Source organism: Oceanobacillus sp. FSL W8-0428 (genome assembly GCF_038004405.1).
GTDB classification, from domain to species: Bacteria; Bacillota; Bacilli; order Bacillales; family Amphibacillaceae; genus Oceanobacillus; species Oceanobacillus sojae.
The window spans coordinates 1,203,647-1,216,295 of sequence record NZ_JBBORB010000001.1 but is presented as its reverse complement, the minus strand read 5'-3'; the positions used below and the strand labels follow the sequence as shown (position 1 = coordinate 1,216,295).

General features: G+C 39.0%; 11 protein-coding genes. 10 read left to right on the top strand and 1 reads right to left on the bottom strand.

Going from position 1 to position 12,649, the window contains the following annotated elements; genetic code table 11:
* Positions 1–360 precede the first annotated feature (360 nt).
* The 10 genes from MKY30_RS05395 (at position 361) to MKY30_RS05350 (ending at position 11,012) form a co-directional block, all read left to right on the top strand.
* Entirely contained in the window at positions 361–1,512 is a 1,152-nt protein-coding gene (locus MKY30_RS05395; protein ID WP_341082991.1) for an MFS transporter, read from the top strand.
* 174 nt (positions 1,513–1,686) lie between these two features.
* Entirely contained in the window at positions 1,687–2,124 is a 438-nt protein-coding gene (locus MKY30_RS05390) for a MarR family winged helix-turn-helix transcriptional regulator (RefSeq protein ID WP_077602701.1), read from the top strand.
* A 1-nt stretch (position 2,125) separates the two neighbouring features.
* On the top strand, positions 2,126–3,679 hold the full coding sequence (locus MKY30_RS05385; protein WP_341082990.1) for an ABC transporter substrate-binding protein: 1,554 nt from the start codon (positions 2,126–2,128) through the stop codon (positions 3,677–3,679).
* 89 nt (positions 3,680–3,768) lie between these two features.
* On the top strand, positions 3,769–4,686 hold the full coding sequence (locus tag MKY30_RS05380; RefSeq protein ID WP_077602699.1) for an ABC transporter permease: 918 nt from the start codon (positions 3,769–3,771) through the stop codon (positions 4,684–4,686).
* A gap of 12 nt (positions 4,687–4,698) precedes the next feature.
* Positions 4,699–5,607, top strand: a complete 909-nt coding sequence (locus tag MKY30_RS05375) for an ABC transporter permease (protein WP_077602698.1) — start codon at positions 4,699–4,701, stop codon at positions 5,605–5,607.
* Positions 5,608–5,625: 18 nt separating this feature from the next.
* Positions 5,626–6,612 carry an ABC transporter ATP-binding protein gene (locus tag MKY30_RS05370; RefSeq protein WP_077602697.1) on the top strand — a complete coding sequence of 329 codons (987 nt, stop codon included), beginning with the start codon at positions 5,626–5,628 and terminating at the stop codon, positions 6,610–6,612.
* Entirely contained in the window at positions 6,613–7,620 is a 1,008-nt protein-coding gene (locus MKY30_RS05365; RefSeq protein WP_077602696.1) for an ABC transporter ATP-binding protein, read from the top strand.
* Positions 7,601–8,779 carry a M24 family metallopeptidase gene (locus tag MKY30_RS05360; protein ID WP_077602695.1) on the top strand — a complete coding sequence of 393 codons (1,179 nt, stop codon included), beginning with the start codon at positions 7,601–7,603 and terminating at the stop codon, positions 8,777–8,779. The genes MKY30_RS05365 and MKY30_RS05360 overlap by 20 nt, the downstream gene beginning before the upstream one ends.
* 45 nt (positions 8,780–8,824) lie before the next feature.
* Positions 8,825–10,012, top strand: coding sequence for a M20 family metallopeptidase (locus tag MKY30_RS05355; RefSeq protein WP_341082989.1), 1,188 nt, complete (start codon positions 8,825–8,827; stop codon positions 10,010–10,012).
* Positions 10,013–10,232: 220 nt separating this feature from the next.
* The gene (locus tag MKY30_RS05350; RefSeq protein ID WP_147211412.1) at positions 10,233–11,012 is read left to right on the top strand and encodes a MurR/RpiR family transcriptional regulator; all 780 of its coding nucleotides are present in this window, start codon (positions 10,233–10,235) and stop codon (positions 11,010–11,012) included.
* A gap of 89 nt (positions 11,013–11,101) precedes the next feature.
* Here the strand turns inward: MKY30_RS05350 and MKY30_RS05345 are convergent, their stop codons facing one another.
* Positions 11,102–12,358: a Zn-dependent hydrolase gene (locus tag MKY30_RS05345; protein WP_341082988.1), complete on the bottom strand. Its 1,257-nt coding sequence runs from the start codon at positions 12,356–12,358 to the stop codon at positions 11,102–11,104.
* Positions 12,359–12,649 lie beyond the last annotated feature (291 nt).

The following is a 12,649-nucleotide window of genomic DNA, read 5'->3' as shown; positions in this document are numbered from 1 at the left end:
GCGACGGGATTAGTCTGTCCTTTTTTAGTAAACTTCATATGGAAAACAGTTTTCGGGAACTTTTTGTCTCTTTATTACGTTTATAGAAGACAATATAATTGTTAGTGCGTTCTGATTAAAACTAAACAATTACTAGATGCCGGTTGTCGTCGGCATCTTTTTTATTTTAAAGGCGAAAAAATTGAGATAAGTATTCTATACAAGGAAGCTTATTCGAAGAAAGACATGAAAAGTTAGATAGAAAGATGTCGCTAGAAAGGGTGAGGTCAGTGTTTAAAAAACTTAGGAAATATAGAAATGTTTCAGTGTTCCAGGCGCTTCTGAATTAAATTAAAAAAATTTAGAAGCGAGGAATTTTATATGGAAAATCAAAAAATATTTAACAAATCATTTCTTTTTATATTTACTAGTAACTTTTTAGTTTTTATTGGATTTGAAATGTTGCTTCCTATCTTACCGGCTTATATGATCAGCCTTGATGCATCTCCTATTCAAGTTGGTTTAGTAACCACATTATTCACAGTAGGAGCAGTATTAATCAGACCCTTCGCGGGCTACTTTTTAATTGATAACAAAAGAAAAGCTTTAGCCATCGTTGCAAGTGCAATGCTAATGTTAATTACGTTTGTTTATCCTTTTCTTAACATTATATGGATGCTGTTATTGTTACGGTTGTTTCATGGTGCTGCATGGGGCGTATCAACAACAGCCAATAGTACAATGGCAGTCGACTCGATTCCTAAGTCACGCTTAGGAGAAGGGTTAGGATATTTCTCTGTTTCAACAACAGTTGGGGCGATTATAGCGCAGAGTCTAGGTATCTTTATATATGATTATTATTCTTTTGACATTGTAATTTGGTCATCAGTTATCCTCAGCCTATTAGCGTTCACTGCACTTTTATTTGTTAAATCATCTGTGCCGGTAAAAAGAGAGAAAGAACCATTTCGTTTCTTTGATATGATTTTTGAAAGAAACGCATGGTTTCCGGCATTGCTGACAGTTATTTCAACACTTGGTTTTGGAGCAATTATAACGTTTTTAGTTGTTTTTGGAGAACAGCAGAATCTGGATAATATTTTTCTGTTTTTCCTTGTCAATGCGACAGTCTCAACTCTTTTACGTCCGTATACAGGGAAATGGTATGATAGAAACGGTCCTTGGTCTATCATCATTGTCTCAGCCATTTTAGGATTTTTATCTTTAGTTGTGCTGTCTTTTGCAACTAACGACTTTTATCTTATTATCTCGGCGATTTTATTTGGAGCAGGATATGGAACAGTAATGCCATGTCTTCAAACATGGGTTGTTCAAAATGTAAGTGAAGAAAAAAGTGGTGCCGCTAATGCAACTTTCTTTTCCAGCTTCGATGTCGGCGTTGGAGTCAGTGCATTCGTATTAGGTATGCTGGCTGAGTGGATTAGTATAGAGATGATTTTTCGGATTGTAAGCTTTAGCTTTCTAGTTGTTGCTGTTTTAGTTTATAAGGATTATTTAAATAAAAAGAAATAAATAGACTTAATAAGGAATCCACTTCTGTTTTACTATGAAGTGGATTTTTTAACTGGATTATTCTATAAAATAATAGTTGACAAATGCAACCAATATCCATATTATTAAAATAATTATTAGAAAATTTATTATTAAGAGAATCTTAAGTTATCAATAGGCGGTGTCAGAAAAGGTATGGAAGAACAGATTCAAGAAATAAAACGATTTAATAGGTTTTATATAAAAATAATGGGGATTTTATCACTATATGCTGATGGCAGTTCTTTTTCTGCCACAGAGGCAATGATTCTGTATGAAACCAGCAACAAGAAAGATTGCACAGCCAAATATCTTTCCAATTATTTCGTGCTGGATAAGGGATATATTAGTAAGATTCTTCGAAAATTTGAGAAGAGAGAGCTCATAGAAAGAGTTACTTCCAGCAAGGATCGAAGAGTGCAATATATTTATTTGACGTCAAAGGGAAGGGAGGAATTAAAGAAGCTTCAGGACAGAGCAAATGAAAAAGTAGAAGAAATGATTAAAGATATTTCTGAACAGGATGTCGGGGTGTTGATTGAGTCTATGAATAAGATAGAAGCTTTACTAGAAACAAAGAATAGGAGAGATTGAAATGAAAAAAATGTTTTTCTTAGCATTACTTTCAATGATGTTTTTTGTTTTAGCAGCTTGTACAGAAGAAACTGCTGGTGGAGAGGATAGTGGAGGAGAGGGAAGCGGAGATGGAGGAGACTCAAAGGACTCAATTGTCATTGGATTTGAATCCGATGCAGCAACTCTGATGGCTAACACGGATGTAAATTACGTCACAGATGCACAGATAAGGAATATCTATGAACCTCTTATTGAGCGTGATATAGAAACAAAGGATTATGTCCCTAATTTAGCGGAATCATGGGAGAATATCGATGAATTAACATGGCGCTTTCAGCTGAAGGAAGGGGTAACCTTTCATAATGGCGCTGAATTTAATGCAGATGCTGTGAAGTTCAGTATTGATTATATTTTAGATGAGTCCAATCAATCTTTTTATCGTTCACGTTGGGTGGACATTGAGGAAGTAACTGTTATATCTCCTTATGAAATAGAAATAACAACATCCAGACCCTTCCCGGATTTAATGGAGAGAATCACAGAGGATTTGCTGATTATGGAGCCGGGGTATGTTGAGGACGTTGGGAACGATACAGCTTCCAATGAGCCGGTGGGGACAGGTCCTTATCAATTCGTGGAATGGTCACGCGATAATCATCTGAAATTAGAAGCTTATGATGATTATTGGAAAGGAGAGCCGGAGATTAAGAATGTTGAATTTCGTTATATTCCGGAGTTCAGCTCCCGATTATCAGCCTTCTTAAGTGGAGAAGTTGATTTATTTAAAAATATCCCGGTAGACTCCGTAGCAGAAATTGAAAATGATGATAACTCTAAAATAGGAGAGGCTTCTTCATCAAGAATCAATTATGTTGCTTTGAATACATTCCATGATGGACCTCTTCAGGATCAAAAGGTACGTCAGGCGATTAACTATGCTGTCGATGTAGATTCTTTGCTGGAAAATGTTTTAAACGGGTACGGCACAAAGATTACCGGCCCATTATCACCTGTTAACTCCGGCTATGTAGAAACAGAGGATTATGGTTATGACCCGGATAAAGCTGTTGAACTGATTGAAGAAGCAGGGTACACACCCGAAGAGATTAGTTTGACTTTAGAAACACCAAGCGGACGTTATCCTATGGATAATCAGGTAGCACAAGCGATTGCTGCACAGCTTGGAGAGATTGGTATTCAAGTAGATGTTTCTGTAAATGAATGGGGAAATCATTTAGAGAGAATTCAAAACAGAGAAATGGGAGATATGTTTATTCTTGGATGGGGACCTGCTTTTGAACAGCAGGGGACAATCGGAAACTTATTTACGGAGGATGCTCCTTATAGCAGTTTTCATGATGAAGAGATTGATCAGGAAATCTATGATGCTAACGGCACTTTCGATCCGGACGATCGCTTCGATGCCTATGCAGAGCTTCAGCGTAAGTTAGTTGAGCAGGCGGTTTGGGTTCCATTATGGCAGCAGGCTGATTTATATGCAGTCAGATCAGATTTGGACTTTGAGCCAAGAGTGGATGAAAGAATTGTGATATACGATATGTCCTGGGAGTAGGAATGATGCGAGGGTGGAAGGAAATACAGGTTTCTTTCCGCCTTTTTAATACAAAGATATTGCATAGAAACCAGTAAAGGGGGACAACCATGCTAGATTTCATTGTGAAGCGTTTTTTTCAAGGAATACTAGTTGTATTTTTAGTCCTTACGGCAGTTTTCTTTTTAATGCGTTTGTCTGGAGATCCAACAACACTTTTCCTGCCTCAGGATGCTTCCAGAGAACAGATTGAGGCATTTCAGCACCAAATGGGGTTAGACAGGCCGCTCTATGTGCAGTATGGGGAATTTATGGGTAATGCCGTTCAGGGAGATTTTGGTGAATCATTAAGAACGCAGCAGGATGCATTGCAAAGTGTGCTGGATCGTTTGCCGGCTACCTTTCAATTAGCAGCGGCAGCACTGATTCTTGCTTTAGTTATAGCTATTCCATTAGGAGTTTTGTCTGCTTATTACCGCAACTCTATTTTTGACCGGGTTGCAGTTGGATTAACGGTTATCGGTCAGGCTATTCCAACATTCTGGATGGGACTGCTTCTGATATTTTTATTTGCTGCGCAGTTGAAAATATTACCGTCTGGCGGAGCAGGAACACCAATACATATGATTCTGCCCATGCTTACCTTAGCTTTCTATAGTACGGCCAGATTCACCAGGTTTACAAGGTCAGCGATGCTCGATGTTCTTCAGCAGGATTTTATTCGTACTGCAAAAGCTTCCGGTACGCCGACGTTTCCGCTGATAATGAAATATGCTTTAAAAAATTCATTGATTCCAATTATTACACTGGTGGCTCTAGATCTTGGTGAGCTGCTTGGCGGAGCGGTCATTACAGAAATTGTCTTTTCGTGGCCGGGAGTTGGCCGATTGATTGAACAAGCACTGATGACAAGGGATTTTCCGGTAGTGTTAGCTGGTGTATTTATTATTGCATTAATTTATACAGTGATTAATTTCCTGGCAGATGTAATCTATGCGTATGTTAATCCGCAAATTCGAGTAAAGTAGGTGAGCGTTTCTATGGCTTCTAGTATACCAAATGAACCACTGATTCCAGAAGACGATTCGCTGGCATTTTCCCAAAAGACAAAGGCAGCAGAATTCTTTACCAGCCTGTTGCACAGCTGGACGGGACTGCTGGGAGTTGCGATTATTTTCATCTTACTCTTTCTAAGTATTTTTGGACATTGGATTGCGCCATATGATCCTGTCAAAACGGAATTGACTGCAAAGCTTCTACCTCCTTTAACAGATGGACATTTGTTAGGGACAGATCATTTAGGCCGGGATTTGCTTTCCAGAATTATTTTAGGAGCACGAATATCTGTGATTATTGGTTTATCTACGGTTTTAATTGCAGGGTTGATTGGTACAGTTATCGGAATTATATCCGGCTTTTTCCGGGGCTGGATTGATATTGTGTTGATGCGTCTGGTCGATGTACAGCTGAGCTTTCCGTTTATTTTACTGGTGCTTATTATTAATGCTGTTCTGGGAGCGGGTCTAAAGAATATCATTATCTCGCTTGCTATTGGAGGCTGGGTCATTTTTGCACGGGTAATTAGAAGTGAAGTTCTTGCTTTGCGTGAGAAGGATTTTATCCAGGCTGCTGTAGCGACCGGCGTTTCCCGATTTGAAATCCTGATAAAGCATATTGTTCCGAATCTATTTACACCAATGATTATTCTGGCTTCTTTGCAGATAAGTTCGTTTATTATTGCGGAAGCTTCTGTCAGCTTTCTTGGATTCGGCGTGCAGCCTCCGACGCCTGCTTGGGGGAATATGTTAAGCGAGGGGAAAGATTTTATATTTAGTGCCTGGTGGTTAATTACATTTCCCGGGTTAGCTATTATTATCACTGCACTTGGCATTAATTTGTTCGGGGATTGGCTGAGAGATACGTTAGATCCGAAGATCAAAGGGAAATAGCAGGGAGGTGTTTTACCAGTGGCAGAATCCATTTTAGAAATTAAGGACTTAAAGATTCAGTTTCAAAATGGGAAGCACATTGTGCAGCCGATTCGAGAAGTGAGCTTTCAAATCAAGGCAGGGCAAACAGTTGGGATTGTAGGTGAGTCTGGAAGTGGAAAAAGTGTTACCTCTCTGGCCGTGATGGGGTTACTTCCGGACAGAATAAGCAGTATTCCTTCAGGAGAAATATTATTTGATGGAAAAGAATTAACAAAGTTGAAGGAAAAAGAATGGCGTAAAATACGCGGGAATGAAATTTCAATGATTTTTCAAGAACCGATGACATCATTGAATCCTGTATTTACAATTGGACAGCAATTAAGTGAACCGCTAAAAAGGCATCGCCAATTATCAAATAAAGAACAAAAAGCAGCGATTATAAAAGTACTGAAACAGGTCGGCATTCCTCGTCCGGAACAAATTATTCATGAATATCCGCATCAGCTGTCTGGAGGAATGAGACAGCGTGTAATGATATCTATGGCATTATTATGCGAACCGAAGCTTATGATTGCTGATGAGCCGACAACGGCACTGGATGTAACGATACAGGCACAAATCTTATCGCTGTTGAAAAAGATAACGAGTAAGAAGGATAGGAGCCTAATGTTAATTACGCATGACTTAGGTGTTGTTGCGGAAATGTGTGACTGGGTGGTTGTCATGTATGCAGGAGAAATCGTAGAATCGGCAGAAGTCAATGAATTATTTGATCGTCCTTTGCATCCTTACACTAGAGGACTGATTCAATCACTGCCTTCAAATAATGAGCGGAAAAGTAAGCTATACGCTATTCAAGGGCAGGTTCCCAAGCCGGAGCAGGTAAAACAGGGATGCATTTTCGCTAACCGTTGTCCGTTAGCAATGGAAAAGTGTTTTCAAGAATCGCCGCCTGCATTTCAGGAAGATGGACATCTTAGTAAGTGCTGGTTACAAAGCTCTGATGAAGGTGTGGTGAGGTAAATGGCAGAGGATTATCTAGTAAAAGTCCAAAACCTGAAGAAATATTATGAGGTTTCTAAGGGAATGTTTAAACAAAAAACAATCATTCGAGCTGTTGATGATGTGAGTTTTTCGATTAAGCGTGGAGAAACATACGCTTTAGTTGGTGAATCGGGATGCGGAAAGTCAACGACAGGGAAGACAATTTTAGGTTTAACGGATGCAACTGCCGGGGAAATTTATTTCCAGGGAAAAGACATTACAAAGATCAGCTACAGCGATATGAGGAAGCTCAGAAAAGATTTTCAAATGATTTTTCAGGATCCGTATGCTTCCTTGAATCCTAAGAAGACTGTGCGGGAAATCTTAATGGAGCCTCTGCGAATCCACAAAAAGTTTGAAGGAAAGGAGCGTGAAAAGAAAATACATGAGATTTTAGAAATTGTGGGACTATCTAAATCTCATTTGCATAGATATCCTCATGAATTTTCTGGAGGACAGCGGCAGAGAATCGGCATAGCCAGAGCTGTCATTTTACAGCCGGACTTTATTATTGCCGATGAGCCAGTTTCTGCATTGGATGTCTCTGTACAATCTCAGGTCATCAATCTAATGCTTGATTTACAGAAGGAATTCGGATTAACGTATCTATTTATTTCTCATGATTTAAGTGTTATTGAGCACATGACAGATAGAGTAGCAGTCATGTATTTAGGGAAAATTGTGGAGGTAGCGGAGACTGAGGAGCTATTTGAAAATCCCAAGCACCCTTATACCCAGGCGTTAATTTCTGCAGTTCCAGTTGCTCATCCACGAGAAGAGAGGAAAAGAATTATTTTAAAAGGTGATGTCCCAAGTCCCGCCAATCCGCCCAAAGGTTGTCCGTTCCATACAAGGTGTCCTTTTGCTATGGACATTTGCAGTGAAAAAGCTCCTGAGGAAGTTTTCTTTACGGATGGACATAAGGCGACTTGTCATCTATATACAAATTCAAAGGAGGAAATAAAAGATGTTATTAGAAATTCCTAAGTCTGAATTTAAAGAACGCCAGCAGAAATTCATTGAAAAGGTGGAAGGGAGAAGCTGTGATGTGGCTGTTATATTTGCAGTTGCCGATATTTTTTATTTAACAGGTTTCCATTTTCATCCCACGGAAAGACCGATTGGGCTAGCCGTTGATTCCAACCATCAATTCCATTTGTTTGTACCTCAATTGGAGCATGAGCATGCAGAAGAGTATTCTGTTGTCGACCATGTTCATTCATATCCTGAATACCCAGGTATCAAGCATTCTATGGAATATTTTAAAGAAGTCCTTATTGATAATGGATTTGAAGGGAAAACAGTTGGGTATGATTCTATCGGCTACGGGTCTTCCATGGGATATGAAGGACCGAGTATTGATCAGCTTATTACAGCAAAATCGTTTCAATCTCTGCGAGGAGTTATAGAAGAATTGCGATTTGTAAAATCACGAAATGAAATAGAGCTTATTAAAGAGTCTTGCCGCTGGGGGAATTTAGCGCATCGTTTATTGCAAAAGTACACGAAAGCCGGAGTAAGTGAAATCGAAATTACAACAAAAGCGTCTAACGAAGCCACTTTGGCTATGATTGAAACCTTAGGTCCAGAATATAAGCCGCACGGCGGAACAGCACATGCCATTTTTAGAGGCCAGATTGGACCTGAATCTGCTTTCCCGCATGCTGTGACACAAAATATTATTCTATCAAAAGGGGATACCTTAGTAACAGGAGCGGGAGCAAGTGTTTTTGGCTATAACAGTGAGCTGGAAAGAGTTATGTTTGTGGAAGAATTTTCTCCAGAGCAGGAAAAGCATTTTGATTATATGTATAGAGCACAAGAGGTTGCTTTTAAAGCTATTCAGCCAGGAAAACCTTTCTCCTTTGTAGAGGAGCAGGTACAGGAATTCTTTAAACAGGAAGGTATTGCGGAACTGACCAGACACCATACAGGGCATAATATTGGTATACTTGGACATGAAGCTCCTTTCTTTGATTTAGGAGATCATCGGGAAATGAAACCGGGAATGGTTGTTACAGTTGAACCGGGAGTTTATGTACCGGGGTTAGGCGGATTCAGACATTCGGATACTGTTTTGATAACGGAAAATGGCATAGAAATGCTCACCTACTACCCAAGAGACTTAAATTCATTAATTTGTTAGAATAGTATTTATGTTATAAAATTTAAAACGCGGAGGTAAGGGAGCATGAAGGAAAAGGACTTATTGTATGGGAATTTAGATGATACTTATGAAGAAATTGTAGCTATTAGAAGGCATCTGCATCGGCATCCAGAATTGTCGTTTCAAGAGAAGGAGACACCGGAATATATCGCAGCATTTCATGAAAAGCTGGGGCATCGCGTACGAACCAATGTAGGAGGAAACGGAGTTGTAGCCTATTTAGAGGGAGAAAATCCAGGACCTACTATAGCGCTGCGTGCTGATTTTGATGCCTTACCTATTCAGGAAGAAACGGATCTCCCTTTTAAATCTGAAAATCCAGGGGTAATGCATGCTTGTGGACATGATGGGCATACAGCAACACTGCTTGGTTTAGCGAAAGTATTAAATGGAATGAAAGAAGATTTAGCAGGAACTGTTGTGTTTATTCATCAGCATGCAGAAGAAATGATTCCAGGCGGTGCAAAACCAATGATTGAGGATGGCTGCTTAGATGGAGTCGACGTGATTTTTGGTACACATCTGCAAGCTCAGGTTCCTCTTGGTGAAATTCGTTACCGGGTAGGTCCTCTCCAGGCTGCAGCAGATTTCTTTGATATTCATATTCAGGGAAAAGGCGGTCATGGAGCATCACCTCATCAGACAAAGGATAGTATTTTAATAGGGAGCCAGCTTGTAACGAATTTACAGCAAATAGTCAGCAGAAAGGTAGACCCATTAGATCTGGCGGTTGTTTCTGTAGGATCCTTTGAAGCAAAAAATGCGAATAATGTGATTGCTGATACAGCACTCTTAAAAGGAACTGTCCGTACTTTTGATAAAAAAGTACAAGATTTGATTGAAAACGAGATGGAGACAATTGTTGCTTCTACCTGTGCATTATCTGGTGCAGAAGGTGTTTTAAATTATCAGAGAGGCTATCCGGCTCTTGTCAATCATGCAGAGGAAACAGCCTTTGTTGCTGAACTGGCAAAAGGAGTACCGGGAGTTGAAAAGGTAACGGAATCACCGAAAATCATGGGTGGAGAGGACTTTTCTTATTATCTCCAGCATGTGAAGGGTACATTTTTCTTTACAGGTGCTGAGGTTACCGGCAAGCCGACGTATCCGCATCATCATCCGAAATTTGATATTGATGAAAGAGGATTGCTTATTGCAGCTAAGGTATTGGGTACCGCGGTGTTAGATTATATGCTGAGAATAAATAGATGAGTAAAGCACTTAGACGGGTGAACAACCTTTCTAAGTGCTTTTCTTATTACTAAGAATTTACTAGGAAATCCTCGTCCTTAGCTGTAGGAGACATGGTATTTATTAGCCGCTTTTTACACAAAAAGATTGTGTTATACTATTCAAAAGAAACAGGATGCAATTCCATAGGATAGATAGTGCTGAGATTTTAATAAAAACATACTTTAAGGAGAGACAGCAAATGAATCTGGAGGCACTGATTAATAAGCATTATGAAGAATTAAATGATAATGATTTACATGTTGTCAGCTTTATCAGTCAGAATATTGACGTGTGCAAGGATAAAACTGTCACGGAAGTCGCGAAGTACTGCAATGTTTCCTCTTCGACGGTTATACGTACAACTAAAAAGCTTGGATTTCATGGCTACAGCGAATTTCGTTACTTCTTAAAAGAAGAGGCTGAACGAATGAGCAAGGCAAATCTGCAAAGTAACAGCCACTATTTTAACAGCTCTAATTTGCTGAAGGATGTGACAGAAACAATCAAGCTTTTTGAGGAAGATAAGAGCTTAGAGGAGATTTATCATCGTTTATTAAATGCAAAGCGTATTTTTGCTTATGGAACAGGTTATGGACAGGATTTAATGTTAAAAGAATTCTCGAGATGTCTGTGGAATCACAACATTTATCTTAATATAATTCCAAGTAAAACGGAGCTTGAATTACTTTCTCATACAATCAATTCAGATGACTTAATCCTGGTTGTATCCCTTTCCGGAAATATGAAGTCAATTGATTCCATGATTAAAAATATAGCAGTAAAAAATGTGCCGATGATTTCTGTTACCGTATTTTCACGGAATGAATTAGCCTATATTGCTGACTATAATTTGTATTATCAGGTCTCGAATATCAATAAAGTCAATCAATTGAATGATTCATCCTTCTGCACATTAAATCTAATTCTCAGTCTGCTGTACGAAGGATTTACAAATTATAAGAAAACGCATGTATCATAATTTCAATCTTCTTCCATATAAAAAAGAGATGCTTATGCAGGAAAAGTATTCACCCCTGTATAAGCATCATTCACCCTGTTTTGACAGGGCTATTTACATATTTCCATTACTAAATGGAGCATTACATTAATGCCTTTTTCTAAATCCTCATAATCTGTCCATTCATCTGGATGATGAGAGACTCCATCCTTGCTTGGAACATAAATCATATTTGTTGGAATAAAATCGGCCGTAATCATAGCATCATGCCCGGTGCCGTTATTAATAATCGTATATTTGTAATTCAGTTTTTCACATATTTCCTTCATGATATCTACATTTTCTTTTAACATAACACTTGGCGGTGTAGGATTACTATAGCCAATTCTGGCCATTTCGATTAGTTCTGTTTTTACGTTTGTCCGTTTAGTAATTTCGTTTAATACTTCTGTCAATTGATCACGTAAGTTAATCCCCTGAAGCATTTCTGCATCAAAGGTTCTAACCTCCACCTTTGCCTGTACAAAATCCGGAACAAATTGATGCGAATTAGGTGAAATATCCAATTCCCCGACCATTCCAGTAATGCCTTCTCCCAGTCCGTCGATAATCTGATTTACAGCTGAAACAAACTGTGATGCTGCAAGCAGGGCATCCTTCCGATTGGCCATTGGTGCAGTGGAATCAGCCAGCTCTCCATGAAAATTGACTTTGTATCTTCCTATCCCTGGAATATATTCAATAAGTCCGACAGGTGTATCCGTACTGTCGAGAATAGGTCCTTGTTCAATATGCAGTTCAATAAAATTTCTGATGGATTCTTTGTCCCTCTTTGCGCTTTTTAAATCTGGAATCAAGCCGTATTCCTTCATGGCTTCTCTTTTCGTTAGACCATGCCTGTTTTTTACTTTATCCAGTTCCTCTTCCGTTAGCGTGCCGACAAGTGCTCTTGAGTTGGATACACCGGTGCTCGGTCCGAATGTTTCTCCTTCTTCAGCATTCATGGCAATCATTTCAATCGGAAATTCATTTTCAATATTGTTTTCATGGAAAACACGTAAAACCTCTAATGCAGCGATGGTGCCTGCTGTTCCATCGAATGCTCCTCCGTTAACAACAGAATCGTAGTGGGAACCGATCATAATGACAGGAGCGTCTGGATTTTTTCCTTCCCTGCGTCCGAAAAGTGTGGAAAATCCATCCTCCCATACGTTTAAGCCAATCTTCTCCATTTCGTTTTTTATATACGCTTTTGCCAGCTTATCTTCCTTTGAATAGGAGGAGCGGGTAACCCCTTGCCCCGGTGTAGATGTAAAAGCAGCTAATGTCTCAATATCTCTAATGATTCTATCTAGGTTTACTTTCATTGTATCTTCTCCCTTAAAATTATTGAGCTATATTCGCGCTAATCGTATCACTTGAAAATAGGCAGTACAATATTTGGAAGCGAAGAAGATGGAATAATCACATTTTGAATAATCATTTAGGTCTGGAAAAATAATACGGAGAGCTTAAGCATTGATATAACAGTATTTTTTAAGATTAATTCCTGCTCGATAAAGCTGATTTACAGATTTATTTCAAGTTCTGATCTCGCAGAAATTTATCAGGGTTACATATTGTTGATCGGATGAAATTTTTCACTATATCCTTCTCAA